Here is a 26,243-nt window from a genome sequence, read left to right on the forward strand (position 1 = left end):
GGCGGCAAGTCAACCACCTCCGCAGGCGCGGGCGTGCCCACGAACCGTCGGCGGGACGGGGCCGCAGGTGGCCGCCGCATAGAATCCGGCTGTGCTGAGAACCCTCGACCTGCGTGGCACCACCATGGCCGACTACCGCAGCGTGCTGCCGCGTGCCGAGCTCGACGTGGACGCGGCCGTCGAGCGCGTCCGCCCGATCGTCCAGGGCGTCGCCGAGCGGGGCGTCGCGGCCCTCACCGAGTTCTCCCAGGCGTTCGACCACGTGATGCCGGCCAGCTTCCGGGTGCCCGCCGCCGACCTTGCATCCGCGCTGGAGGGCCTGGACCCCGGGGTGCGGGCGGCGTTCGCCGAGTCGATCGACCGTCGCCGGAGGGTCGCGCAGGCCGAGGCCGCGAGCGTCCCGGTGCGCGTCGAGCTGGGCCCGGGGGCGGTCGTGGAGCAGCGGCTGGTCCCGGTCGGACGGGTCGGCCTCTACGTGCCGGGCGGCCTCGCGCCGCTCGCGTCCAGCGTGCTGATGAACGTCGTGCCGGCGCAGGTGGCGGGCGTCCCCTCGATCGCCGTTGCCAGTCCACCGCAGGCGGCCTTCGGCGGCCTGCCGCACCCGAACATCCTGGCCGTCTGCGCGATGCTCGGCGTCGAGGAGGTGTACGCCGTCGGTGGCGCGCAGGCGGTGGCGATGTTCGCCTACGGCGTCCCCGGGCTGTGCGCGGCGGTCGACATGGTCACCGGGCCGGGCAACATCTACGTCGTCGCGGCCAAGAGGCTGCTGCGCGGACGGATCGGCATCGACTCCGAGGCGGGCCCCACGGAGATCGCCATCCTCGCCGACGCGACGGCCGACCCGCGGTACGTCGCCGCCGACCTCATCTCCCAGGCCGAGCACGACCCGATGGCCGCCTCGGTGCTGGTCACCGACTCCGTCGAACTCGCGGACGCCGTGCGCGCGGAGCTGGAACCCCAGGTGGCGGCGACCCGGCACGTCGAGCGCATCCGGACGGCGCTGGGCGGGCCGCAGTCGGCGGTGGTGCTGGTGGACGACCTCGAGCAGGGGCTCGCTGTCGTGGACGCCTACGCCGCCGAGCACCTGGAGATCCAGACGGCGGACGCCGCGTCCGTCGCCGCGCGGGTACGCAATGCCGGCGCGATCTTCGTGGGCTCGTACTCCCCGGTCTCGCTGGGTGACTACAGCGCCGGGTCGACCCACGTGCTGCCGACCGCCGGGTGCGCCTGCCACTCCTCCGGGCTGAACGTGCACAGCTTCCGCCGGCAGGTGCACGTCATCGACTACTCCGAGGCCGCACTGCTCGAGGTGGCCGGCGTGGTCGAGACCTTCGCCGCGGCCGAGGACCTGCCGGCTCACGGTGCGGCCGTGACGATCCGGCGTCCGGAGGCCGGCCGGTGAGGCCCGACGTGACGCTGGCGGAGCTCCCGCTGCGTCCGGAATTGGTGGGGGAGGAGCCCTACGGTGCCCCCCAGCTCGACGTGCCCGTCCGGCTGAACGTCAACGAGAACCCCTACCCGCCCGGCGACGACGTCCGCACGGAGATCGGGCAGGCGCTCGCGGCCGCGTCCCTCAACCGCTACCCGGACCGGGAGGCTCTGGGGCTGCGCGCCGCGCTCGCCCGCTACCTCGGCCACGGGCTGACCGCCGAGCGGGTGTGGGCGGCGAACGGCTCCAACGAGGTGATGACCCACCTGCTGCAGGCCTTCGGGGGCCCCGGCCGGACGCTGCTCAGCTTCACCCCGACCTACTCGATGTATCCGGAGTACGCGCGCAACACCCACACCGCCTACGTGACCGTTCCGCGGGCCGCGGACTTCACGCTCGACGCGGCGACCGTGCTGGCCGCGATCGCGACCCACCGTCCCGATGTGGTGGTGATCACCACGCCCAACAACCCGACCGGCACGTCCACGCCGCTGGCGGTGATCGAGGAGGTGCTGGCCGGCACCGAGGCGATCGTGGTGGTCGACGAGGCCTACCAGGAGTTCGCTCGGCACCCCGAGCGGACGGCCCTCACCCTGCTCGACACCTTCGGCAACCTCGTGGTCTCCCGCACGATGAGCAAGGCGTTCGCCCTTGCCGGGGGTCGGGTCGGCTACCTCGCCGCGGCGCCCGCGGTCGTCGACGCCTGCCGGATCGTCCGGTTGCCCTACCACCTGTCCGCCCAGACCCAGGCGGTCGCGGAGGTGGCGCTGCGCCATGCTGACCAACTGCTGGCGAGGGTGGACGAGCTGCGCGCCACGCGGGACCAGATGCTGCTGCGGCTGCCTCAACTGGGGGTCGAGGTGATCGACTCCGATGCCAACTTCTGTTTGTTCGGCCCGTTCGCCGACCGGCATGATGTCTGGCAGCGGCTGCTCGACCGCGGCGTTCTCGTGCGCGAGACCGGTCCGGACGGCTGGCTGCGGGTGACCGCCGGCACGCCGGAGGAGACCGAGCGGTTCTACGCCGCCCTGGCCGAGGTGATGGAGGAGACCAGATGAGCGCGCGCACCGCCGTCCGTGAGCGGCGCACCAGTGAGTCCCAGGTGCGGGTCGCGCTCGACCTCGACGGGACCGGACGCGCCGACATCAGCACCGGCGTCGGGTTCTACGACCACATGCTCACCGCCCTGGCCAAGCACTCGCTGATCGACCTGGAGGTCTCCACGACCGGCGACGTCCACATCGACGGCCACCACAGCATCGAGGACACAGCGATCGTCCTCGGCCAGGCCTTCGCAGAGGCGCTGGGCGACAAGGCCGGCATCCGGCGTTTCGCCGACGCGACCGTCCCGCTGGACGAGGCGCTCGCGCACTGCGTGGTCGACCTCGCCGGACGTCCCTACGTGGTGCACTCCGGCGAGCCCGAGGGCCAGCAGTACGCCCTGATCGGCGGCTCGGGGGTGCCCTACGCCGGCTCGATGACCCGCCACGTGGTGGAGTCCTTCGCCCTGCACGCCCAGATCTGCGTCCACCTGCGCCTGCTGGCCGGACGGGATCCGCACCACATCGTCGAGTCCCAGTTCAAGGCGCTCGCCCGCGCGCTGCGGGACGCGGTCGCGCTCGACCCGCGGATCGAGGGTCTCGTGCCGTCCACCAAGGGCAGCCTGTGACGTCGTCCCGCCGGCCCCGGGTGGTCGTGCTCGACTACGGGTCGGGCAACCTGCACTCGGCCACGCGCGCCCTCGAGGCCGCGGGGGCGGACGTGACCCTCAGCGCCGACCCCGCCGTGGCCCTGGCGGCCGACGGGCTCGTCGTGCCGGGCGTCGGTGCGTTCTCCGCCTGCATGGACGGCCTGGTGGGCGTCGGCGGGCCGCAGCTGATCCTGCGCCGGCTCGCGGCGAGGAAGCCCGTGCTGGGCATCTGTGTCGGCCATCAGGTGCTGTTCAGCCTGGGGGTCGAGCACGGGGACCCGACCCCGGGCATCGCCGTGCTCCCGGGCGTCGTGGAGGAGCTGGACGCCGTCCCGCTCCCGCACATGGGCTGGAACACGGTCGAGCCGCCCGCGGCGTCGGCGATGTTCGCCGGGATCGAGCACGAGCGGTTCTACTTTGTGCACTCCTTCGGCGTCCACGAGGTGCCCGACTGGCCGGCGAACGCCCGGATCACCTGGACCCGCCACGGCGGGGACCGGTTCATCGCCGCCGTGGAGCAGGGCCCGCTGTGGTCCACCCAGTTCCATCCGGAGAAGTCCGGCGCTGCGGGGGCCCGGCTGCTCCGCAACTGGCTCGACACCCTGCCTCGAGAGGAATCATGAGCGCCCTCGCCCTGCTGCCCGCGGTCGACGTCCAGGGCGGCCAGGCCGTCCAGCTCACCCAGGGCGTCGCCGGATCGGAGAAGGTCTTCGGCGATCCGCTGGCCGCCGCCCGGCGCTGGCAGGACGGCGGCGCCGAGTGGCTCCACCTCGTGGACCTCGACGCCGCCTTCGGCCGTGGCAGCAACGCCGACGTGATCGCCCGCATCACCGCGGCGATGGAGTTGCACGTGGAGCTGTCCGGCGGCATCCGGGACGACGCGAGCCTGGAACGGGCGCTGGCCACCGGCTGCCGCCGGGTGAACATCGGTACGGCCGCGCTGGAGAACCCGGACTGGTGCGACCGGGTCATCGCCGAGCACGGTGACCGGATCGCCATCGGGCTGGACGTCCGCGGGACGCGGCTCGCCGCCCGCGGCTGGACCCGTGAGGGCGGCGACCTCTGGGAGACCCTCGACCGGCTGAACGCCGCCGGCTGCGCGCGCTACGTCGTCACCGACGTTGCCAGCGACGGGATGCTCAGCGGACCCAACATCGACCTGCTCACCGCGGTCTGTGCGCGGACCGACGCCCCCGTGATCGCAAGCGGCGGGATCTCCACCCTCGACGACCTCCGCGCCCTGCGTGACCTCGTCCCCCTCGGCGTGGAGGGAGCGATCGTCGGCACCGCCCTCTACGTCGGCAACTTCACCCTCGCCGATGCCCTGGAGGCCTGCGCCGGCTGACTCGCCGAAGGCGACAGTCTTCGCAGTCGTCGCCGTTTCGCCCCCGAACGCAACTCGCGCCCCTCGCCGTCCGCGTTCGCCCCCGAACGCAACTCGCGCCGCCGGAATTCCGGTAGCGGGAGTTGCACTCGGGGGCGAACGCGTACCGGGAGCGGGCGAGGGAGGGCGGTCCGCGAGGTCGGGGAGGACGGATCGGGGGCGTGGGGGACGCCGGGTGTCGGTGGCGGGTCACACACTGACGGGCATGAGCGAACAACGAATGCAGGACGCACGCCGGGACTGGGTCAACACCGTCAGCCTGGCGCACGTGTGCCGCGGCGTGGCCGGCGGCTTCACCCAGGCCGACCACGGCGCACGGACGCGGCTCTCCCGGCTGCGGGCCGGGGACCGGATCGTCTTCTACTCCCCGCGCACCGACTATCCCGACGGCGAGCCGCTGCAGCAGTTCACGGCGTGCGGCGTCGTCACCGGGACGGAGGCGTACCAGGTCGAGGTGTCACCGCAGTTCCGTCCGTGGCGCCGCGACGTCGCGTTCGCGCCCTGCCTGCCGGCGCCGATCCGGCCCCTGCTGCCGCACCTCGGCTTCGTGCTCGACGGAAGCAACTGGGGCTTCACCTTCCGCCGCGGCCTGTTCGAGGTGCCGGGCGAGGACTTCGACCGGATCGTGGCCGCGATGGCGGCGACCAGCCTGCTGCCGGCGGGGGACCGGCTGGCGACACCGGCGTGAGCGAGGCCCGGCGGCTCAGGGCACGCGGGCGGTCCACTCCGGGCTGAGGAACTTCGTCCGGGCGAGCTCCCTGGCCTCGGCCAGCTCGGCAACGGTCAGGGCGCCGTCCTGGACGCGGTACAGCTCGCGGAAGGTGGCCAGGAACGACGACATCACGTCGGTGCGGGGCAGGTGGGTCTGCGAACGCACGGGATCGACACGCTTGTTGGCGCTTTTCGTCCCCTTGTCGGAGAGCTTCTCCCGGCCGATACGCAGCACCTGGAGCATCTTGTCGGCGTCGATGTCGTAGGCCATGGTCACGTGGTGCAGCACAGCGCCGCCGACGAACCTCTTCTGTGCGGCGCCGGCGATCTTCCCTGCGGGCGAGGCGATGTCGTTCAGCCCCGCGTAGTGGGCCTGGACCCCGACCCGCCCGAGGGCGGTGAGCACCCACTCGTCGAGAAAGGCGTAGGAGGCCTCATAACTCATGCCGTCCACCAGGGTGGCCGGGACGACAAGGGAGAAGGTGATGCAGTTGCCGGCCTCCATGAACATGGCGCCCCCGCCGGACACCCGGCGCACCACCTGGACGCCGTACCGCTCGGCGGCCTCCGCATCGACCTCGTTGCGCAGCGACTGGAAGGAGCCGATCACGACGGCGGGGTTCTGCCACTCCCAGAAGCGGAACGTCGGGCCGCGGCGGCCGGCGGCCAGCTCGCGGGCAAGCACCTCGTCGAGCGCTGCGTGTTCGGCGGGGTCGAGCACCCCGGGGTCGAGGTAGGTGAAGGTGTGGTCCTGCCAGCCGGTCGACAGCCCCAGGGCCCGGCGGACGGCGATGGCCACCGCGTGGGCGTCGAAGCCCACCATGGTCACCGGGACGCCGAGAATCCCCTCGGCGCCGGCCCGGGCGAGGTCGGCGTCGATGCGGGCGGCGAGCTCGGAGACGCCCGCAGCGATCGGGACGCCGCCGAGCGCGCGGTCGATCACCGGCAGCGCCTCGTCCGGATCGAGGAAGAAGTCGCCACTCACCTGGACGTCGACCAGGCGGTCGTCGACGACCCCCAGGTCGACAGCCACCAACTTCCCTCCGGGCACCTTGTACTCGCCGTGGCGACGCTCGCTCATGGCGCTCAGGCTAGACGACGCCCGTCCGGGACGCCCGCCGGCGGGCGGCCGAAGTCGCCCGGGCCCCGGGACGGGGGAGCGCGGCACCGGGAACGACCGACGCCAGCACGTGGCCTAGACTGAGGCGCGCGAAAACCCAGCACGACGAACGGACGTACATGAGCGGGCACTCCAAGTGGGCCACCACCAAGCACAAGAAGGCGGCCATCGATGCCAAGCGCGGCAAGCTCTTCGCCAAGCTGATCAAGAACATCGAGGTCGCCGCGCGCACCGGTGGTGCGGACCCCTCGGGCAACCCGACCCTGTATGACGCCATCCAGAAGGCCCGCAAGAACTCGGTCCCGGTCGACAACATCGACCGGGCGGTGAAGCGCGGCGGCGGCACCGAGGGCGGCGGCGCCGACTACATCACGATCATGTACGAGGCCTACGGGCCGGGCGGGGTGGCACTGCTGATCGAGTGCCTGACCGACAACCGCAACCGGTCCGCCTCCGACGTCAAGGTGGCGGTGACCCGCAACGGCGGCACGATGGCCGACGTCGGCTCGGTCTCGAGGATCTTCGACCGCAAGGGTGTCGTCGAGGTCGCGAAGACGCAGGGCGGCCGCACCCTCACCGAGGACGACCTCCTGGAGGCCACCCTCGACGCCGGCCCCGAGGACGTCTTCGACGAGGGCGAGACCTTCCGCGTGATCAGCGACCCCAACGTCGTCGTCGACGTCCGCAAGGCCGTGCAGGAGGCCGGGCTCGACTACGACTCCGCCGAGGTGCAGTTCGTGCCGCAGTACACCGAGTCCGTGGCGACGACGGAGGCGGCGGAGAAGCTGTTCAAGCTGCTGGACGCCATCGAGGACTGCGACGACGTGCAGAACGTCTACAGCAACGAGGACGTGCCCGACGAGATCGGCGACGCCCTGGGCGACTGACGGCGAGGCTTCGGACCCGTCCTGCGATTTCGCCCGCGCCCGCGTGGCACGCCACGGGCGGCGCGCCGCGCGGGCTAGTATCCGAACAGCTGTTCGGAAAGGAAGCTGCATGCGGGTTCTCGGCGTCGACCCCGGCCTGACCAGGTGTGGGGTCGGTGTGATCGAGGGCACCCCCGGCCGCCCGCCGCAGCTCGTGGCTGTCGGGGTGATCACCACCCCGAGCACGATGGAACTCCCGCAGCGGCTGGTCCGCATCGAGGCCGGGCTCATGGAGTGGGTGGGGGAGCACCGGCCGGACGTCGTGGCGGTGGAGCGCGTCTTCGCCGACCAGAACGTGCTCTCCGTCATCGGGACCGCTCAGGCCGCCGGGCTGGCCATGCTGGTGGCCGCCCGGGCCGGGTTGCCCGTCCACACCCACACCCCGACGGAGGTCAAGGCCGCGATCACCGGCTCCGGCCGGGCCGACAAGGCGCAGGTGGGCACCATGGTCGCCCGGCTGCTGCGCCTGTCCGCGCCGCCCAGGCCGGCCGACGCTGCGGACGCGGTGGCGCTGGCAATCTGCCACCTGTGGCGCGGCGCGGCGAACGATCGCATCGCCCAGGCGCTGGCCGCGAGAGGAGGCACGGCATGATCGCGCTACTGACCGGGACGGTGGCCGCCGTCGGCGGCACCTGGCTGGTCGTCGACCTGTCGGGCTTCGGGCTGAAGGCCCTCTGCACGCCGGCCACCGCCGCACGGGCGGTCGTCGGAGAGACGGTGACGCTGCACACCTCCCTGGTCGTGCGCGAGGACTCGCTGACGCTGTACGGCTTCGCCGAGCCGGGCGAGCGGGACTGCTTCGAGCTGGTCCAGTCAGCCACGGGCATCGGTCCCAAGATCGCCCAGGCCGTCGTCTCGGTGTTCTCCCCGGAGGAGTTCCGCGCGGCGGTGGCCGGCTCCAACGTGGCCGCCCTCACCCGCGTGCCGGGAATCGGCGCGAAGGGCGCCCAGCGCCTGGTGCTCGAGCTGAAGGACAAGGTCGCTGTGCTCGCAGGGACGACACCCGCCGGCGCCGCGCTCTCGGCCGGCGCCGGGGCGTGGCGCGACCAGGTGCGGGCCGGCCTGGAGGGCCTCGGCTACTCCACCCGGGACGCGGAGGCGGCGTGCGACCGCGTTGCCGCGCTCGCCGAGGAGAACCCCCAGACTCCCGTCGCCCAGCTGCTGCGCGCCGCACTGCGCAGCCTGGCCAAGTGAGCCGGACGGTCTGGCAGAGTGTCCGACGTGCCGACGCCTGAGACGGATCCGCTCGACCCGCACGTCCACAGCGACGAGCAGGCCGCGGAGTCGGCGTTGCGCCCGTCCTCGCTGGCCGAGTTCGGCGGCCAGCGCCGGGTCAGCGACCAGCTCGGACTGGTCCTCGCCGCGGCCCGGCATCGCGGCACGACGCCCGACCACGTCCTGCTCTCGGGCCCGCCGGGCCTGGGGAAGACGACCCTGGCCCTGATCATCGCCGCCGAGATGGGCGCGCCGATCCGGATCTCGTCCGGCCCGGCCATCCAGCACGCCGGCGACCTGGCCGCGATCCTGTCCGGCCTCACCGAGGGGGAGGTGTTCTTCCTCGACGAGATCCACCGCATGTCCCGTCCCGCGGAGGAGATGCTCTACCTGGCGATGGAGGACTTCCGCGTCGACGTCGTGGTGGGCAAGGGCCCCGGGGCGACGGCGATCCCGCTCGACATCCCGCGGTTCACGCTCGTGGGCGCCACGACCAGGGCCGGCCTGCTGCCCGGTCCGCTGCGCGACCGCTTCGGGTTCACCGCGCAACTCGACTTCTACGAGGCGGACGACCTCGAGGCGATCCTGCGCCGGTCCGCGGCCCTGCTCGGCATCCACCTGGACCGCCACGCCGCCGGGGAGATCGCGTCCCGCTCGCGCGGCACGCCCCGCATCGCCAACCGCCTGCTGCGCCGCGTCCGCGACTACGCGCAGGTGCGCTCGGACGGACGGCTGACGCGCGCGGTGGCCTCCGCCGCGCTGGAGCTCTACGAGGTGGACCCGCTCGGCCTGGACCGCCTCGACCGTGCCGTCCTCGACGCACTGTGCCGGGGCTTCGGCGGAGGACCCGTCGGGCTGACGACGCTCGCCCTCGCCGTCGCGGAGGAGACCGAGACGATCGAAGAGGTCGCCGAGCCGTTCCTGGTCCGCGAGGGTTTCCTGATGCGGACGCCCCGGGGGCGCGTGGCCACCCGCAGGGCATGGGAGCACCTCGGGCTCACCCCGCCGGCCTCGATGGGCCCGCCCCCGTCGGCGCCGGACCTGTTCAGCGGCGAGTGACTCGGGGGATCGCGGTGTGGCCGACGCGTGGTCGAATGGGTAATCCGGTCGACCGGCGCTAGGCTACGGGCTCGGCGGCAGCGCCGCCCCCGACTCTGTGAACGTGAGGTAATCGCCAATGGGCGGAGACATTTGGACCACCGTGCTGCTGTTCGTCCTGATGGGCGGCGTGCTGTACTTCATGCTGATCCGGCCGCAGCAGAAGCGGGCCAAGGAGCAGCAGAGCCTGATGAGCACCCTCGAGCCGGGCTCGCGGGTGATGCTGATCTCGGGCATCATCGCCACCGTCAAGTACCTCGGTGACAAGCAGGCCGTGGTGGAGATCGCCCCGGGCGTGGAGATGACCGTCGACAAGCGCGCCATCACCACCCAGCCCGTGGTCGACGAGTTCGAGTACGCCGACGACGCGGACGACGAAGCCGTGGAGGCCGAGGTCGCCGACGCCGACGCCGTCGCGGAGCCCGCCGAGGCCGTGGAGGCCGCCGACGAGCCCGCAGAGGCCGGGGCGGAGAAGGCCGACGCGACCTGGGACAACCCGGGCACGACCAAGAACTGAGCACCCTAGGCAGACGTGGCTACGACAAGCAGGAAACACACCCACCCGCTCCGAACGCTGGTGATCCTCGGCCTCGTCATCGTGGCCCTGTTCACGATGATCGGCTTCTCCGGTGTCTGGAGCCCCAAGCTGGGCCTCGACCTGCGGGGCGGCACGACGATCACCCTCACCGCGTCCAACGTGACCGGTTCGGGCACGGTCGACCCGGCGAGCCTGGAGCTGGCCCGCACGATCATCCAGCAGCGCGTCGACTCGATCGGCGTCGGCGAGAGCGAGGTGACGACCTCCGGCGACCGCCAGATCGTCGTGTCGGTGCCGAACGTCCAGCGTGACGAGCTCGTCCGGATGGTCGGCCAGACCGCGCAGCTGTACTTCCGCAAGGTCTACGCCGCGGAGGCGTCCACCGGCGGGGCCACGCAGCCCAGCGCGACGGCGTCCGCGCAGCCGACGACCGAGCCGAGCGCGTCGCCGTCCGCCACGCCGAACAAGCGGCCGATGCCCGGCCTGCCCACGCCGGTCCCGAGCCCGCGGCCGACCGCGCCGTCCGGGCAGACCACCGCGCTGGCCGACCTGCTGAAGTGGACGCCGAGTGACCGCGACAACAGCGAGTTCGCCGCGTTCCAGTGCGACCAGCCCAGCCCGACGCCGGACGTCACCGACCAGCCGCTGATCACCTGCGACCAGACGAAGTCCTACAAGTACCTCCTCGGCCCGGTGCTGATCCGCGGTGACCAGGTCACCCGCGCGATCGCCGCCGTCCCGCAGAACTCGGTCTCGTGGGTGGTCGAGCTGGAGTTCAACAGCCAGGGCGCCGCGGACTTCCAGGCCGTCACTGCGCACCTGTCCGGACAGACCTCCCCCCAGAACCAGTTCGGCATCGTGCTGGACGGCACGGTGATCTCCGCTCCGTCGGTGGGCACGGAGTACTCCGCGGGCATCGCCGGCGGCAAGGCCGAGATCTCCGGGAGTTTCACGCAGAAGAGCGCGCAGGAGCTCGCCAACGTGCTGACCTACGGCGCGCTGCCGTTGTCCTTCGAGATCTCGTCGGTCGACAACGTCTCGGCCAAGCTCGGTGGAGACCAGCTCCAGGCGGGGATCATCGCCGGCCTGATCGGACTGGCCCTCGTGCTCGCCTACAGCATCCTGTACTACCGCGGCCTCGCTCTGGTGGTGTCGCTGTCGCTGGTCGTCGCGGGCGCTCTGACCTGGGCGCTGGTGGTGCTGCTGGGGACGAGCATGGGCTTCGCGCTGAACCTGCCCGGCATCGCCGGCGCGATCGTCGCGATCGGTGTCACCGCGGACTCGTTCATCATCTACTTCGAACGGATCCGCGACGAGGTGCGGGAGGGACGCAGCCTGCGCACGGCCATCGAGACCGGTTGGGTGCGGTCGCGCAAGACGATCGTGGTGGCCGACTCGGTGTCGCTGCTCTCGGCCGTCGTCCTGTTCGTCCTCGCGATCGGTGCGGTGAAGGGCTTCGCGTTCACCCTCGGCCTGACCACGCTGATCGACCTCGCGGTGGTGTTCTTCTTCACCAAGCCGATGATGACCCTGCTGGGGCGCACGAAGTTCTTCGGCGAGGGCCACCGGTTCTCGGGCTTCGAGTCCGAACACATGGGGGCGAGCAACCCGCCGCTGCACAACTCCCGGCGCACGGGCGCCGTCGTCGCAGGAGGGGAGGCGCGATGAGCGACCAGATCACCGAGCCGCAGCAGGGCGGAGCGAAGAAGTCGAGCATCGCGCACCGGCTCTACACCGGTGAGATCTCCTACGACTTCATCGGCCACCGCAGGCGCTGGTACACCGTCTCCGCTGTGCTCCTGCTCATCTCGATCCTCGCGCTCTCCATCCGCGGCTTCAACATGGGCATCGAGTTCCGCGGTGGTGCCGACTTCCAGGCGCCGATCGCCGTCACCGCCGCCACGGTGGACGACGTGCGGACAGCGGTCGAGGAACTGAACCTTCCGCAGAACGACGACCTCAGCGTGACCACGGTCGGCGACAACACCGTCCGCGTGCAGACCCGTCCCCTGGTGGAGGCGGAGGTGACCGCGGTGAAGGGCGCCATCGCCGAGGTCGCCGGGATCCAGCCGGACGAGGTCGCCTACTCGCTGATCGGCGCGTCGTGGGGCCAGCAGATCACCACCCAGGCGGCGATCGCCCTGGTCGTCTTCCTCGTGCTGGTGATGGGCCTGATCTGGGCGTACTTCCGCGAGTTCAAGATGAGCATCGCGGCCATCCTCGCCCTGCTGCACGACCTCATCGTCACCGTCGGCGTCTACGCCCTGGTGGGCTTCACGGTGACACCGGCGACGATGATCGGCGTGCTGACGATCCTGGGCTACTCGCTCTACGACACCGTGGTGGTGTTCGACAAGATCCGCGAGAACACCCGCGACCTGACCAACACCCGGCACACGTACTCGTTCCAGGCGAACAACGCGGTGAACCAGGTGCTGGTCCGCTCGCTCAACACCACGATCATCGGCGTCCTGCCGGTCGCGGCGCTGCTGTTCACCGGCTGGTTCATCCTCGGCACCGGCCCGCTGAAGGACCTGGGCCTCGCCCTGTTCGTCGGCATGGTCGCGGGCGCGTACTCCTCGATCTTCATCGCCACCCCGCTGCTGGCCCAGATGCGCGAGGCCGATCCCGACATGCGGGAGCACCGCGAGCGCCTCTCCCGGCGTGCGGCCCGGGCGACCGAGAAGCACGGGCACAAGCCGAAGGCCGTCACGGTGGCGGTCGGTGACCCCACGGCCACCCCGGTCGACCCGTCGACCCTGGGCCTGGTGTCGGCCAAGGACGTGGACCCCGGCACCCGACGCCAGCCGTCGCGGCAGTCGCGCAACCAGCGGAGGAAGTGAGCCGGCGATGGCCAGTTCCGAGGAGAACCGGGCGCTCATCGCGTCCCTGATCCGCGACATCCCCGACTTCCCGAAGCCCGGGGTGCTGTTCAAGGACATCACGCCGCTGCTGGCGAACGCTGCCGGCTACCGTGCGGCGATCGCCGAACTCGCGGCGAGCGCGCCGGCCGGCATCGACGTGGTCGTGGGGATGGAGGCCCGGGGGTTCATCTTCGCCGGGCCCGTCGCCCTCGAACTCGGTGCCGGGTTCGTCCCCGTCCGCAAGCCCGGGAAGCTGCCCGGTGACGTGTACACCCAGACGTTCTCGCTGGAGTACGGGCACGAGACGCTCGCCGTCCACACCGACGCCATCATGCCCGGCGCCCGCGTGCTCGTCATCGACGACGTGCTGGCGACCGGCGGCACCGTCGGGGCCACCGCTGCCCTGATCAACAGGCTGGGCGCGGATCTCGTCCACGTGTCGGTGCTGCTCGAGCTCACCTTCCTGGGTGGGCGGGAGCACCTGCGGAGCGTGGGCATCCGCGACACCTCGGCGGTCCTCACGGTCTGATGCAGATCCCGCGGCCACGCCCAGGCAACTCGGCCTTCGGGTCGGGTACGGCGCAGGTGCGGCTGCCGCGACGCAGCTCGAGCGCGGCCAAGGAGTTGCTGAAGCGGCTGCTGCTGGCGCTGGGCCTCCTGCTCGCGCTCACCCTGATCGTCTACATCGACCGGGACGCCTACGCCGACCACGCGGGCAACGACGGGGTGTCGTTCATCGACGCGCTGTACTACGCGACGGTCACGATGACGACCACCGGCTACGGCGACATCACCCCTGTGCTCCCGCACGCCCGGCTGATCAACGTGTTCGTCGTGACGCCGATCCGCATCGCCTTCCTGGTGCTGTTGGTCGGCACCACCGTGGAGGTGCTCGCGAACGAGGGGCGGCGCGCCCTGCAGGACTCGCGCTGGAGGAGGAACATGCGCAACCACACCGTCGTGATCGGCTACGGGACGACCGGCCAGAGCGCGATCGCGACCCTGCTGCGGAGCGGCGCGCAGGCCGATCGCACCGTGGTGATCGACACCGACCCCCAGGCCGTCGCCGCGGCGAACCGGCACGGACTGGCCGCGTTCGAGGGCGACGCGACCGCGCGCGAGCTGCTGCACCGGGCCGAGCTGCCCAAGGCACGCGAGGTGATCATCACCGTGGGCCGCGACGACACCGCGATCCTCACCACGCTCACCGTGCGCCAGCTCAACCGCGGCGCCCACGTCGTGGTCGTGGTGCGGGACTCGCTCAACGTCCCGCTGATCCGCCAGTCGGGAGCCGACGCGGTGGTCACGTCCTCCGACGCCGTCGGCAGGCTGATGGGCCTGAGCTCGCTCAGTCCCCAGCTCGGCGAGGTGATCGAGGACCTGCTTACCGCCAACTCCGGCCTGGAGATCACCCAGCGCCAGGTGACGCGGGAGGAGGACGGCCGGCTGCCGTCCGAACTCGGGGAGGAGAAGGTGCTCGCCGTCGTCCGCAACCGCACCCTGCGACGCTACTACGAGCTCGGTGGGGACACCCTGCGCACCGGGGACCAGGTGGTCGTCGTCCGCAAGGCCCCCGGCGCCCCGCGCACGCCGCGGGTAGAGTGAGCATCCACTTCAACATCAGCGGAGGCGGAGTGTCCCAGGGCGTCCACGGACCGTACGGCGAGGGGGACGGCCTGCCCGGAGAACCCCGCACGCGCGTGGCGTCCACCGACCAGCCACGCATGCGCATGCGGCAGGTCCTCGCCCGGATCGGCGCCCAGCGGAACCAGCCCGTCGCCGTGCTCGACCCGCTGATCCGGATCGTCCACACCCACCACCCCAAGGCGGACGTCGCGCTCATCGAGCGGGCCTACCGGACCGCGGAGCACTACCACACCGGCCAGCTGCGCAAGAGCGGCGACGCCTACATCACCCACCCGCTGGCTGTCGCCACGATCCTCGCAGAGCTCGGCATGACCGAGCCGACCATCTGCGCCGCGCTGCTGCACGACACGGTGGAGGACACCTCCTACACCGTCGAGCAGCTGACCGCGGACTTCGGCGCAGAGATCGCCGCGATGGTGGACGGGGTGACCAAGCTCGACAAGATCGCCTACGGCGAGTCGGCCAAGGCCGAGACCATCCGCAAGATGGTGCTGGCGATGAGCAAGGACATCCGGGTCCTGGTGATCAAGCTCGCCGACCGGCTGCACAACATGCGCACGATCGGCTACCTGCGGCAGGACAAGCAGACCGCGATCGCGCGCGACACCCTGGAGATCTTCGCCCCGCTGGCCCACCGCCTGGGTATGAACGCGATCAAGTGGGAGCTGGAGGACCTGTCCTTCGCCACGTTGCAGCCCAAGGTGTACGACGAGATCGTGAAGCTCGTGGCGGCTCGCGCGCCGCTGCGCGAGGACTACCTGCGGGTGGTCACCGAGCAGGTCCGCGCCGACCTCGCCGACGCCGGTATCAAGGCCACCGTCTACGGGCGTCCCAAGCACTACTACTCGATCTACCAGAAGATGGTCGTCCGCGGACGAGACTTCGCCGACATCTACGACCTCGTCGGGCTGCGGATCCTGGTGGACACCCAGCGTGACTGCTACGCGGCGCTGGGCACCCTGCACGCGCGCTGGAACCCCCTGCCGGGGCGGTTCAAGGACTACATCGCGATGCCGAAGTTCAACCTGTACCAGTCGCTGCACACGACGGTGCTCGGGCCGGGTGGCAAGCCGGTGGAGCTGCAGATCCGCACCCACGAGATGCACCGGCAGGCCGAGTACGGCGTCGCCGCCCACTGGAAGTACAAGGAGGGCAAGGTCGACGGGACCGAGCTCAACTGGGTGCAGCAGATCAACCAGTGGCAGCGGGAGACCGAGGACCCCGGTGAGTTCCTCGACACCCTGCGGTTCGAGATCGCGAGCGAGGAGGTGTTCGTCTTCACGCCCAAGGGGGACGTGATCAGCCTCCCCGCCGGCGGCACGCCCGTGGACTTCGCCTACGCCGTCCACACCGAGGTCGGCCACCGGACGATCGGCGCACGCGTCAACGGGCGCCTCGTGCCGCTGGAGTCCGCGCTGTCGAGCGGCGACGTGGTCGAGGTGCTCACCTCCAAGGCCGCCAACGCGGGGCCCAGCCGGGACTGGCTCGGCTTCGTGAAGAGCCCGCGGGCGCGGGGCAAGATCCGCCAGTACTTCATGCGCGAGCGTCGCGAGGAGTCGATCGAGCAGGGCAAGGAGCTGCTGACCAAGCAGTTGCGGCGGGCCGGCCTGCCGTTGCAGCGACTGCTCACCGTCGAGCACATGACCGGCCTGGCCGAGCACTTCCGGGTGGCCGACGTCAACGCCCTCTACGCCTCGATCGGGGAAGGTTCGATCAGCCCGCAGGCCGTGGTGCAGCGGCTGATCGCGTCCGAGGGCGGCGCGGAGGAGGTCGCGGAGCTCGGCGGCGAGGACACCTCGGTCATCACCCGTCCGCACCGCAGCCGGATGTCGTCCGGGAATGACGCGGGCGTCGTGGTCCAGGGGGACCCCAACGTGTGGGTGAAGCTCGCGCGGTGCTGCCGTCCGGTGCCCGGGGACGAGATCCTCGGCTTCGTGACCCGGGAGAGCGGCGTCTCCGTCCACCGTGTCGACTGCACGAACGCGCAAAGCCTGCGCTCCCAGCCCGATCGCCTGGTGGATGTGGCCTGGGCACCGACCGCGTCCAGTTCGTTCCTGGTTGCGCTGCACGTGGAGGGCATCGACAGGACCGGCATCCTTTCGGAGATCACCCGGGTGATGGGGGAGCACCACATCTCGATCCAGTCGGCGACCCTGAACACCGCGAAGGACCACACCTTCCGCTTCCGCTTCACCTTCGAGACCACCGAGCCCACCCACCTGGAGCACCTGATCGGCGCCATCCGCCGCGTACCCGGCGTCTACGACGTCTTCCGTCTCAAGAACTGAGGCCGCACTCTTCCCGGCGTGGGTTCACGAGGGCCAGCCCCCGCCCGCGAGGGCCAGCGCCCGCCCGCGAGGGCCAGCGCCGCTGTGTGAGGGCCAGCGTCCACGCGCGAGGGCCAGCGTCCACGCGCGAGGGCCAGCCTTGTCGCCGAGGGCCAGCCCCCAGGGACGAGCCCTCGACGCCAAGGCTGGCCCTCGGTGGACCCGCAGGGCGAGGTGGGACGGGGTGCGTGGCCGCTCGAGCGTGAGGCGACGCCCGGACGGCACCGCCGTCAACACCCCGAGGGCCAGCGTTATCGCCGAAGGCTCGTACCTGGGTGCTGGCCCTCGACGATTAGGCTGGCCCTCGATGCCGAAGGCTGGCCCTTGATGCCGAAGGCCGGGGCGCGACCGGTGTCAGCGGTTGAAGTCGGCGAGCGTGGCCTTGGCCTGGTCGAGCCAGGTCTGGTAGGTGGCGATGGAGTCGTTCGCCTTCGCCGCGGCGGCCTTGTCGCCACGGGCTGTGGCCTTCGCCGCCTTCTCGGTGAGCTTCTCGATCTCGGCGGAGAGCATCCCGACCGTCTCCTCCGCCCGCGCACGGGCCTGCGGATCGGTCCGGCGCCACTCGTCCTCCTCGGCGCTGCGGACGGCCGACTCCAGCGCCTTCACCCGGGCGTCGAGCGTGCGCATCTGCTCGCGAGGGACGCGACCGTAGGCGTTGTAGCGCTCCAGGAACGAGCGGAAGCCTGCGCGCGCCGCGGCGAGGTCGGTCACCGGCAGAAGGCTGGCCTCGGCCTCGTCCAGGAGAGCGAGCTTGGCCTCGAGGTTCGCCTTGAACTCGGCGTCCTGCTCGCTGAGCACAGACGCCCGCGCGTTGAAGAACTCGTCCTGGATGCCACGGAACTCCGCCCACAGCTGCTCGTCGATGTCACGCGGCGCGGAGCCGGCAGCCTTCCAGCGCGTCATCAGCTCACGGAACGCGCCGGCGGTCGGACCCCACTCCGTGGAGTTCGCGAGCTCACGCGCCTCGGCGATGATCTCCTCCTTGGCAGCCTTCGCCGCGTCCCGCTTGACGGCCTGCTCGGCGAACTGCGCCTTGCGCCGCCGCGTGTAGGTCGTCCGGGCGGCCGAGAAACGGTGCCACAGCGCGTCGTCGGTGGCGCGGTCGATGCGGGGAAGTGCCTTCCACTCCTCCAGGAGCGCGCGGAAACGGTTCACCCCGCCGCGCCAGTCGTTGCCCTGCGCGAGGGTCTCGGCCTCCGCGACCATCCGCTCCTTGGTCTCGCGCGTGACCTCGAGCTGCTTGCTGCGCTCCGCCTTGCGCGCCTCCGCCTGCTCGGCGAGCAGCGGGGCGAGTGCATCGAGCCGGTCGACCAGCGAGTGCAGGTCGCCGACCGCGTTCGCCGTGCTCACCGTGGTGCGCACGGAGGAGATGCTGTGCCGCGCCTCCTCCGGTGACAGGGCTCCACCCCTGACCCGGGTCTCCAGCAACCCCACCTCCACTTCGAGTGCCTCGTAGCGGCGGGTGTAGAAGGCCAGCGCCTCTGCGGCCTCGACATCGGGAATCTGACCGACGACCCGCTCGCCGTCGGCCGTCCGCACGTAGACCGTGCCGTCGGCGTCGACGCGACCGAAGTCAGCCGGACCTGAGGTGGAGTTCATGCGCACATCTTGCCTGATCCGGCACGGTTTGTGGCAACGGCCCCCGATCCGCGGTCCGTGGACGCGGTTGCAGCGGCGTTCTCTGTCCCGGGCGTCGAGCCGCTCACGCGCGTGCAGCGGGCGTCGCCTGCTCCTCACAGTAGGTAGCCCACTGCTCGTCGAGGCTCTTCGCCGTCGAGCCGCTCACGCGCGTGCAGCGGGCGTCGTCTGCTCCTCGCAGTGGGTACCCCACTGCTCGTCGAGACTCCTCGGCGTCGAGCCGCTCGCGCGGCTCGACGTCTCGTCGTCTAGGCTGTCGCGCGTGTTCCTGGCATCCTTCGCAACCGGCCAGTGGCAGGCCAACTGCTACGTCGTCGCCGCCCCCGGTGTTGCTGAGTGTGTGGTGATCGACGCCGGCCAGGGTGCCGCGCCGAGCATCCGCCAGGTGCTGGCCGAGCACCAGCTGCGTCCCAAGGGCGTCCTGGCCACGCACGGTCACTTCGACCACGTCGCGGACGCCGCCGAGATCGCGGACGAGTACAACGTCCCGCTGTGGATCCACTCCGCCGACCGTGACCTGCTCACCGAGCCCGCCGCCGGGCTCAGCCCGGAGGGCGCAGCGCTGGTGAAGCAGGCGCTGCGCTCCCCGATGGTCGAACCGGCACGCGTGGAGGAGTTCGACGGGCTCACCGAGCTCACCCTCGCCCGCCTGCGGTTCAGCGTGACCCACGCGCCCGGCCACACCGAGGGGTCGGTCCTGCTCGGCCTCGACTACCGCGGACGCAACGCGCAGATCGACCGCATCGTGTTCAGCGGGGACGTGGTCTTCGCCGGCTCGGTCGGGCGCACGGACCTGCCCGGGGGAGATCCGCGCGTGATGGCTGCCACCCTGCGCGACGTCGTCCTTGCGCTGCCCGACACCGCGGCCCTGCTGCCGGGCCACGGCCCGCAGACATCGATGGCGCGCGAGCGCCTGGAGAACCCCTACCTGCAACCGGCGGCGATGAGGAACTGATGGCACGTCCCAAGCCGCTGTCCGGCTTTCCCGAGTTCACCCCGGCCGGACGGATCGTCGAGCAGCGCGTGCTCGCCAGCCTCGCCGACACCTTCGAACTCCACGGCTTCGGCTCGATCGAGACCCGTGCGGTGGAGCCGATGGAGCAGCTCACCCGCAAGGGCGAGATCGACAAGGAGGTGTTCGTCGTGCGCCGGCTGCACGCCGCCGCCGACGCCGTCGACGAGCTCGGCCTCCACTTCGACCTCACCGTGCCGTTCGCGCGCTACGTGCTCGAGAACGCCGGCCACCTCACCTTCCCGTTCCGTCGCTACCAGATCCAGAAGGCCTGGCGCGGCGAGCGCCCCCAGGAGGGCCGCTACCGCGAGTTCACGCAGGCCGACATCGACATCGTCGGGTCCGAGACCCTGGCCGCGCACCACGACGTGGAACTCCCGCTGGTCACGCTCGAGGCACTGGAGAGGCTGCACATCGACTTCGGCATCCCGCCGGCCACGATGAGCGTGAACAACCGCCAGCTCAGCGAGGGCTTCTACCGTGGCCTGGGCGTCGAGGACCACCTTGCCGTGCTCCAGCGGGTGGACAAGCTGGACAAGATCGGGCCGGACGCCGTGGCCGACCTGCTCGTCGAGGAGGTCGGGTTGACCCGCGCCGCCGCTGGCAAGTGCCTGGCGCTGGCGGGGATCCGCACCGGCGACGCGTCCTTCGTCGACCAGGTGACCTCCCTCGGCATCGAGCACCCGCTGCTGACCGCAGGCCTGGAGCTGCTGGCGGACGTGGTGACCGCCGCCGCTGCGCTGGTTCCGGGACGGCTGGTGGCCGACCTCAAGATCGCCCGCGGCCTGGACTACTACACCGGCACGGTCTACGAGACGACGATGGCCGGCTACGAGTCGATGGGATCGATCTCCTCGGGCGGCCGCTACGACTCCCTCGCCAGCGACGGGCGGACGACCTACCCCGGCGTCGGGCTGAGCATCGGCGTCAGCCGGATCCTGGTACCGCTGGTGGGCAAGGGGGTCCTCACCGCCTCCCGGCCGGTTCCTACCTGCGTGCTGGTCGCGGTGGACGCGGAGGAGACGCGCTTCGAGGCGATCGCCACCGCCACCCGGCTGCGCGCCCGCGGCATCCCCTGCGAGGTGGCCCCGAAGGCGGACCGGTTCGGCAAGCAGATCCGCTACGCCGACCGGCGGGGCATCCCGTTCGTCTGGTTCTCCTCCGGCGAGGTCAAGGACATTCGCAGCGGCGAGCAGTCGCCCGCCGATCCTGACGCCTGGCTGCCGCCGGACGCCGACCTCCGTCCGGCCGTCGTAAGATCTCCTCTGGCCTGATTCCGGGCCTCGGAAAGGACTCCTTCGTGATTCGCACTCATCAGGCAGGCTCGCTGCGCCCCGGGCATGTCGGCACGACCGTCACCCTGGCCGGCTGGGTGGCCAAGCGCCGCGACCTCGGCGGCGTCGCCTTCCTCGACCTCAGGGACGCCAGTGGCATCGTGCAGGTCGTCGTGCGCGACGAGGTGCTCGAGACCTCCGGGGCCCACGCCCTGCGCAACGAGTACTGCATCGCCGTCACGGGCGTCGTGGAGGCCCGGTCGGACGACACGGTCAACCCGGCACTGGCGACCGGCCAGATCGAGGTCGCCGCGGCGACGCTGCAGGTGCTGAACCCGTCCGCGCCGCTGCCGTTCCAGATCGACGAGCGCGTCAGCGTGGGCGAGGAGGCCCGCCTGAAGTACCGCTACCTCGACCTGCGCCGTCCCGCCCCCGCGGCGGCGATCCGGCTGCGGTCCGAGGTCAACCGCGCCGCCCGTGAGGTGCTCGCCGCCCGGGACTTCGTCGAGATCGAGACCCCCACGCTCACGCACTCCACTCCGGAGGGCGCCCGTGACTTCGTGGTGCCCGCGCGCCTGTCCCCGGGCAGCTGGTACGCGCTGCCGCAGAGCCCCCAGCTGTTCAAGCAGCTGTTGATGGTGGCGGGCATGGAGCGCTACTACCAGATCGCCCGGTGCTACCGCGACGAGGACTTCCGCGCCGACCGCCAGCCGGAGTTCACCCAGCTCGACATCGAGATGAGCTTCGTCGACCAGGACGACGTGATCGAGGTCGGCGAGGCCGTCGTCAAGGCCGTCTGGGCTCTCAAGGGGCATGACATCCCGCTGCCCCTGCCGCGCATCACCTACGCCGACGCCATGGCCCGCTACGGCTCCGACAAGCCCGACCTGCGCTTCGACCTCCAGCTCACCGAGCTCACGGAGTACTTCGCGAACACGCCGTTCCGCGTGTTCCAGGCCGCCTACGTCGGCGCCGTGGTGATGCCCGGCGGGGCCTCGCAGCCGCGACGCACGTTCGACGCCTGGCAGGAGTGGGCCAAGCAGCGTGGCGCGAAGGGGCTGGCGTACGTGATCGTCGGCGAGGACGGCGAGCTTGGTGGCCCGGTCGCCAAGAACCTGAGCGAGGAGGAGCGTGCCGGGCTCGCCGATCGTGTCGGCGCCCTGCCGGGTGACTGCGTCTTCTTCGCCGCGGGTGGCCGCAAAGCGTCCCAGACCCTCCTCGGCGCGGCCCGCAACGAGATCGCGCGTCGCAACGGCCTGATCGACGAGGACGCCTGGTCCTTCGTCTGGGTCGTCGACGCTCCGCTGTTCGAGCCCGCCAGCGAGGCGGTCGCCGCGGGGGACGTCGCCGTCGGCGAGGGTGCCTGGACGGCCGTCCACCACGCCTTCACCTCACCCAAGCCGGAGTCGATGGACACCTTCGACACCGAGCCCGGGACGGCGCTCGCCTACGCCTACGACATGGTCTGCAACGGCAACGAGATCGGCGGGGGGTCGATCCGTATCCACCGCCGCGACGTGCAGGAGCGCGTGTTCAAGGTGATGGGGATCACCGCCGAGCAGGCGCAGGCGCAGTTCGGGTTCTTCCTCGACGCCTTCGTCTTCGGCGCCCCGCCGCACGGCGGCATCGCCTTTGGCTGGGACCGGATCTGCGCCCTGCTGGCCAAGACCGAGTCGATCCGCGACGTGATCGCGTTCCCGAAGACGGGCGGCGGCTACGACCCGCTGACCGGCGCACCGCCCCCGATCACCGCCACCCAGCGTATGTTGGCGGGCTTGCAGTTCTTCCCCACGCCCGCCGCTCCCACTCCCGCCTGACCGGACACGAAAAAAGTGGACCGTTACCGCCGAACGCGGGGGTCACGGTCCACTTTGGCGTGTGTCAGCGCAGGTCGTCGCCGTTGGGCAGGTCGTCGGTGGCGAGCAGGCCGTAGAGCTTGCGGCGGGTGTCGGCGAGCAGTCGGGACGCCGCCTCCAGCTGCGCGGGGGTCGCGTTGCGGGTGAGCTCCTTCGCCGCTCCGGCCAGGGACGCGAACTCGCGCCACATCTCGCGGACCTGGTCGGGACCCCAGCCGGACACGGCCTGGTTGACCATCTCCCACGGGGGAGTATCGACGCCGGCCGCCGCCTCCCGTCCGCTCTCGGTGAGCCGGAACGCCTTCTGGCCCTGGTTGTCGAAGGACTCGATCAGCCCCTCGTCCTCGAGTTGTGACAGTGCGGGGTAGACCGCGCCGGGGCTGGGCTTCCACACGCCCTGGGTGCGCTCCGCCAGGCTCTGCATGATCTGGTAGCCATTGAGCGGTTCGTCGGCCAGCAGCGCAAGGATCGCGCTCCGGACGTGCCCGCGGCGGCCGCGCCGCGCACCCGGACCGCCGAACGGTCCGCCGGCACCGAAGGGCCCGCCGGGGCCGAACGGGCCCCCGGGTCCGAAGGGGCCACCGGGGCCGAACGGGCCCTCGGGACCCATGGCGCCCATCGGGGGGACGCCGTGCCCGTGCCAGCCGCGGTGCCCGCCGCGACGCCGTCCCCGGGGACCGTCGCCCCAGGCCTCACTGTCATAGCGATCGTCGTTCATCATGATTCTCCCTGTATCGTCGTAACGTATTCGATATATCGATGATAGGCACACCGGTGTCGCTACGCAACACCACCGAGAGCCGGGTTAGGGTGAGCGGGTGTCCAGAACCGCCGGCGGAAGACTGGGCCCGGCGTTCACCAACCTGTGGGTGGCCAGCCTGGCCAGCAACCTCGGCGACGGCATCGCCCGCACGGCGATGCCCCTGCTGGCCGCACGCCTCACCGACGACGCGCTGCTGATCTCGGGGATCGCCGCCCTGGCGATGCTGCCGTGGCTGCTCTTCGCGCTGCCGTCGGGCATCGCCATCGACCGGATGGACCGTCGGCTGGCCCTCGCTCTGGCCCAGGCCGTCCGCGTCACTCTCGGGATCCTCCTGATCGTGCTCACGGCGAGCGGCGCGCTGACGATCTGGTGGCTGTACCTGGTGATCTTCGTCTACGGGGCGTTCGAGACCCTGTACGACGGGGCGGCCCGTGCGATCCCGCCGAGCATCGTCGACACCGCCGACCTGCCCCGCGCGAACGGACGGATCGAGGCCGGCGAGCAGGTGATGCAGAGCTTCGTGTCCGGACCGTTCACGTCGGCGCTCTTCGCCGTCTCGGTCCTCATCCCGCTCGGCACCAACGTCGCTGCGTTCGCCCTCGCCGGGGTCCTCGCCCTCCTGCTGCCGCGCGCCGCGTCCGGACGGCAGCACGTGCATCCCGACGATGCCGGCGTCGCGTGGTACCGGCAGTTCGCGGACGGCTGGCGCTTCCTGCGCGCCAACCGGATGCTGGTGGTGCTCTGGCTCACGTCCACCGCTGCGGGCATCTTCGTCCAGCTGGCCTTCGCGAGCTTCGTGCTGTTCGTGCTCGGGCCGCTGGGAGTGCCGGAGGCGTGGTTCGGCCTGTTCATGCTGAGCGGGGCCGTGGGCGGCATCGCGGGCTCGCTGGTCACCGACCGCCTCAAGCGACGCTTCCACAGCGGCCCGGTCATGGCATGGTCGACGCTGTTCACCGGGCTCGCGCTGCTGGTGATGGGCCTGTGGCCGAACGTGTGGGTGGTGGTCGCGGCCAACGCCGTCGTGGCCGGCGCGATCGTGTGCTGGAACGTCCTGGTCATCTCCCTGCGCCAGGCGATCATCCCGATCCGCCTCTTCGGACGCGTGCAGGGCACCTGGCGGACGCTGCTGTGGGGCGCGATGCCCGTGGGCAGCCTGCTCGGGGGACTCATCGGCCGCGTCGACCTGGCGCTCCCGTTCGTGGTCGGCGGGGGCCTGACGGCCGTGCTCGCGCTGGCCGCCTTCCCGTTCTACCGCCGCCTGCCCGATCCGGAGGACGTCGTCGCCGCCGGCACGGTCGGCCCGGCGGTGTAGCGTCGCAGCCGTGGACACCGACCTCTTCGGCAACCCCGTTCCCGCACCCGGCGGCGCGGGGGCGGACGCGCCCGTCCCGGGCGGATCACTGAGCACCGCGGGGCACGTCGACACCCCGCTCGCGGTGAGGATGCGTCCGCGCACCGTCGACGAGATCGTCGGGCAGGACCACCTGCTGGCTGCCGGTTCGCCGCTGCGCCGGCTGGCAGGGGGCCGGACCGCGATGTCGGTCTTCCTGTGGGGTCCGCCGGGGGTCGGCAAGACGACCATTGCCGCGGTGGTGTCCGCCTCCGGCGAGCGCCGGTTCGTGGAGCTGTCCGCGGTCACCGCCGGCGTCCGGGAGGTGCGCGCCGCGCTGGCCGACGCCCAGCGCGAGCTGGCCCGCGGGGTGGGCACGGTGCTGTTCGTCGACGAGGTGCACCGGTTCTCCAAGGCCCAGCAGGACGTCCTGCTGCCGGCGGTCGAGAACCGCCTGGTGACACTGATCGCCGCGACCACGGAGAACCCGTCGTTCTCGGTGATCTCGCCGCTGCTGAGCCGCTCGCTGCTGCTGACGCTGAAGCCGCTCACCGACGCCGACATCGGCCTGCTGCTGGACCGGGCGCTCTCCGACGAGCGCGGGCTGGCCGGGCAGTACCGGTTGAGCACGGACGCCCGGTCGGCGCTGCTGAGGTTCGCCGGTGGGGACGCCCGGCGCGCCCTCACCTACCTGGAGGAGGCGGCCGCGGGCGCCGCTGCCCAGGGAACGCAGGAGATCGGCTCCGAGACCGTGTCCGCGGCGGTCGACAAGGCGGCCGTCCGCTACGACCGCGCGGGCGACCAGCACTACGACGTCATCAGCGCGTTCATCAAGAGCCTGCGCGGGTCGGACGTGCAGGCGGCGCTGCACTACCTCGCGCGGATGATCGAGGCGGGCGAGGACCCCCGCTTCATCGCCCGCCGGCTGGTGATCCTCGCCAGCGAGGACATCGGCCTGGCGGCGCCGTCGGTGCTCCAGACCTGCGTCGCGGCAGCCCAGGCCGTCCAGCTCATCGGGATGCCCGAGGCGAGGATCAACCTCGCCCAGGCGGTGATCGCCTGCGCACTGGCGCCGAAGTCGAACGCTGTCATCACCGCCGTCGACGCGGCGATCGCCGACGTCCGGCAAGGAAGGATCGGCACGGTGCCGCCGCACCTGCGTGACGCGCACTACCCGGGCGCGCGGAGCCTCGGGCACGGCACCGGCTACCAGTACGCCCACGACGCGCCCCACGGTGTCGCAGCCCAGCAGTACCTGCCGGACGAGCTGACCGGCGCCCGCTACTACACGCCCACCGAGCACGGCAACGAGGCCGCCCTGGCCGAGCGGTTGCGGGTGCTGGAGGGCCTGCTCGGTCGTGATGGGGATGACGCCGCCACCACCGGCTGAGACCCGGCGAGGAACCGCGCGCCGTGCCTGC

At 71.5% G+C, this 26,243-nt stretch carries 24 protein-coding genes; 21 read left to right on the forward strand and 3 right to left on the reverse strand.

Annotation, left to right across the window (positions count from 1 at the left end; all coding sequences use genetic code 11):
• Nucleotides 1–91: 91 nt before the first annotated feature.
• From hisD to ACFQQJ_RS17120, 6 genes are all read left to right on the forward strand, one after another.
• On the forward strand, nt 92–1,402 hold the full coding sequence (gene hisD, locus ACFQQJ_RS17095) for a histidinol dehydrogenase (protein WP_377108415.1): 1,311 nt from the start codon (nt 92–94) through the stop codon (nt 1,400–1,402).
• Nucleotides 1,399–2,487: a histidinol-phosphate transaminase gene (locus ACFQQJ_RS17100; RefSeq protein WP_377108417.1), complete on the forward strand. Its 1,089-nt coding sequence runs from the start codon at nt 1,399–1,401 to the stop codon at nt 2,485–2,487. Before hisD ends, ACFQQJ_RS17100 begins: the two co-directional genes overlap by 4 nt.
• Nucleotides 2,484–3,098 (forward strand): imidazoleglycerol-phosphate dehydratase HisB, encoded by a 615-nt coding sequence (gene hisB, locus ACFQQJ_RS17105; RefSeq protein WP_377108419.1) that lies wholly within the window; start codon nt 2,484–2,486, stop codon nt 3,096–3,098. The genes ACFQQJ_RS17100 and hisB overlap by 4 nt, the downstream gene beginning before the upstream one ends.
• Entirely contained in the window at nt 3,095–3,742 is a 648-nt protein-coding gene (hisH, locus tag ACFQQJ_RS17110; RefSeq protein WP_377108420.1) for an imidazole glycerol phosphate synthase subunit HisH, read from the forward strand. Before hisB ends, hisH begins: the two co-directional genes overlap by 4 nt.
• A complete protein-coding gene (gene priA / locus ACFQQJ_RS17115; RefSeq protein WP_377108421.1) occupies nt 3,739–4,464 on the forward strand; it encodes a bifunctional 1-(5-phosphoribosyl)-5-((5-phosphoribosylamino)methylideneamino)imidazole-4-carboxamide isomerase/phosphoribosylanthranilate isomerase PriA in 726 nt (241 codons plus the stop codon). The genes hisH and priA overlap by 4 nt, the downstream gene beginning before the upstream one ends.
• 244 nt (nt 4,465–4,708) lie before the next feature.
• On the forward strand, nt 4,709–5,191 hold the full coding sequence (locus ACFQQJ_RS17120; RefSeq protein WP_377108422.1) for an EVE domain-containing protein: 483 nt from the start codon (nt 4,709–4,711) through the stop codon (nt 5,189–5,191).
• Nucleotides 5,192–5,206: 15 nt separating this feature from the next.
• Here the strand turns inward: ACFQQJ_RS17120 and ACFQQJ_RS17125 are convergent, their stop codons facing one another.
• Nucleotides 5,207–6,295: a lipoate--protein ligase family protein gene (locus ACFQQJ_RS17125; protein ID WP_377108424.1), complete on the reverse strand. Its 1,089-nt coding sequence runs from the start codon at nt 6,293–6,295 to the stop codon at nt 5,207–5,209.
• A gap of 158 nt (nt 6,296–6,453) precedes the next feature.
• Between ACFQQJ_RS17125 and ACFQQJ_RS17130 the strand changes: the two genes are divergently transcribed.
• The 10 genes from ACFQQJ_RS17130 (at nt 6,454) to ACFQQJ_RS17175 (ending at nt 16,910) form a co-directional block, all read left to right on the forward strand.
• On the forward strand, nt 6,454–7,221 hold the full coding sequence (locus tag ACFQQJ_RS17130) for a YebC/PmpR family DNA-binding transcriptional regulator (RefSeq protein ID WP_377108426.1): 768 nt from the start codon (nt 6,454–6,456) through the stop codon (nt 7,219–7,221).
• A 109-nt stretch (nt 7,222–7,330) separates the two neighbouring features.
• Nucleotides 7,331–7,852 (forward strand): crossover junction endodeoxyribonuclease RuvC, encoded by a 522-nt coding sequence (gene ruvC / locus ACFQQJ_RS17135; RefSeq protein ID WP_377108427.1) that lies wholly within the window; start codon nt 7,331–7,333, stop codon nt 7,850–7,852.
• Nucleotides 7,849–8,454, forward strand: coding sequence for a Holliday junction branch migration protein RuvA (gene ruvA, locus ACFQQJ_RS17140; RefSeq protein WP_377108429.1), 606 nt, complete (start codon nt 7,849–7,851; stop codon nt 8,452–8,454). The genes ruvC and ruvA overlap by 4 nt, the downstream gene beginning before the upstream one ends.
• A 27-nt stretch (nt 8,455–8,481) precedes the next feature.
• On the forward strand, nt 8,482–9,534 hold the full coding sequence (gene ruvB / locus ACFQQJ_RS17145; protein ID WP_377108430.1) for a Holliday junction branch migration DNA helicase RuvB: 1,053 nt from the start codon (nt 8,482–8,484) through the stop codon (nt 9,532–9,534).
• A gap of 118 nt (nt 9,535–9,652) precedes the next feature.
• Nucleotides 9,653–10,090, forward strand: a complete 438-nt coding sequence (yajC, locus tag ACFQQJ_RS17150) for a preprotein translocase subunit YajC (protein ID WP_377108432.1) — start codon at nt 9,653–9,655, stop codon at nt 10,088–10,090.
• 15 nt (nt 10,091–10,105) lie between these two features.
• Complete coding sequence (gene secD / locus ACFQQJ_RS17155; RefSeq protein WP_377108435.1) at nt 10,106–11,779, forward strand: protein translocase subunit SecD; 1,674 nt, start codon at nt 10,106–10,108, stop codon at nt 11,777–11,779.
• Nucleotides 11,776–12,954, forward strand: a complete 1,179-nt coding sequence (gene secF, locus ACFQQJ_RS17160) for a protein translocase subunit SecF (protein ID WP_377108436.1) — start codon at nt 11,776–11,778, stop codon at nt 12,952–12,954. Before secD ends, secF begins: the two co-directional genes overlap by 4 nt.
• A gap of 7 nt (nt 12,955–12,961) precedes the next feature.
• Entirely contained in the window at nt 12,962–13,504 is a 543-nt protein-coding gene (locus ACFQQJ_RS17165; RefSeq protein WP_377108437.1) for an adenine phosphoribosyltransferase, read from the forward strand.
• The gene (locus tag ACFQQJ_RS17170; protein ID WP_377108439.1) at nt 13,504–14,580 is read left to right on the forward strand and encodes a potassium channel family protein; all 1,077 of its coding nucleotides are present in this window, start codon (nt 13,504–13,506) and stop codon (nt 14,578–14,580) included. Before ACFQQJ_RS17165 ends, ACFQQJ_RS17170 begins: the two co-directional genes overlap by 1 nt.
• Before the next feature lie 119 nt (nt 14,581–14,699).
• Entirely contained in the window at nt 14,700–16,910 is a 2,211-nt protein-coding gene (locus ACFQQJ_RS17175; RefSeq protein ID WP_377108571.1) for a RelA/SpoT family protein, read from the forward strand.
• A gap of 393 nt (nt 16,911–17,303) precedes the next feature.
• Here the strand turns inward: ACFQQJ_RS17175 and ACFQQJ_RS17180 are convergent, their stop codons facing one another.
• Nucleotides 17,304–18,548: a DUF349 domain-containing protein gene (locus tag ACFQQJ_RS17180; RefSeq protein ID WP_377108441.1), complete on the reverse strand. Its 1,245-nt coding sequence runs from the start codon at nt 18,546–18,548 to the stop codon at nt 17,304–17,306.
• 301 nt (nt 18,549–18,849) lie between these two features.
• On the opposite strand from ACFQQJ_RS17180, the gene ACFQQJ_RS17185 reads away from it, so the two are divergent.
• Genes ACFQQJ_RS17185 through aspS form a run of 3 tightly spaced genes read left to right on the forward strand, consistent with a single transcriptional unit; the run spans nt 18,850 to nt 22,690 of the window.
• A complete protein-coding gene (locus tag ACFQQJ_RS17185) occupies nt 18,850–19,542 on the forward strand; it encodes an MBL fold metallo-hydrolase (protein WP_377108443.1) in 693 nt (230 codons plus the stop codon).
• Nucleotides 19,542–20,873: a histidine--tRNA ligase gene (gene hisS, locus ACFQQJ_RS17190; RefSeq protein WP_377108445.1), complete on the forward strand. Its 1,332-nt coding sequence runs from the start codon at nt 19,542–19,544 to the stop codon at nt 20,871–20,873. The genes ACFQQJ_RS17185 and hisS overlap by 1 nt, the downstream gene beginning before the upstream one ends.
• Before the next feature lie 26 nt (nt 20,874–20,899).
• A complete protein-coding gene (gene aspS / locus ACFQQJ_RS17195) occupies nt 20,900–22,690 on the forward strand; it encodes an aspartate--tRNA ligase (RefSeq protein WP_377108447.1) in 1,791 nt (596 codons plus the stop codon).
• 64 nt (nt 22,691–22,754) lie between these two features.
• Here the strand turns inward: aspS and ACFQQJ_RS17200 are convergent, their stop codons facing one another.
• A complete protein-coding gene (locus ACFQQJ_RS17200; RefSeq protein WP_377108449.1) occupies nt 22,755–23,450 on the reverse strand; it encodes a PadR family transcriptional regulator in 696 nt (231 codons plus the stop codon).
• Between the two features lie 97 nt (nt 23,451–23,547).
• Between ACFQQJ_RS17200 and ACFQQJ_RS17205 the strand changes: the two genes are divergently transcribed.
• Nucleotides 23,548–24,804 (forward strand): MFS transporter, encoded by a 1,257-nt coding sequence (locus tag ACFQQJ_RS17205; RefSeq protein WP_377108450.1) that lies wholly within the window; start codon nt 23,548–23,550, stop codon nt 24,802–24,804.
• A gap of 10 nt (nt 24,805–24,814) precedes the next feature.
• On the forward strand, nt 24,815–26,212 hold the full coding sequence (locus ACFQQJ_RS17210; RefSeq protein WP_377108452.1) for a replication-associated recombination protein A: 1,398 nt from the start codon (nt 24,815–24,817) through the stop codon (nt 26,210–26,212).
• Nucleotides 26,213–26,243 lie beyond the last annotated feature (31 nt).

This window comes from Propionicimonas sp. T2.31MG-18 (genome assembly GCF_964266745.1).
Lineage (GTDB): Bacteria > Actinomycetota > Actinomycetes > Propionibacteriales > Propionibacteriaceae > Propionicimonas.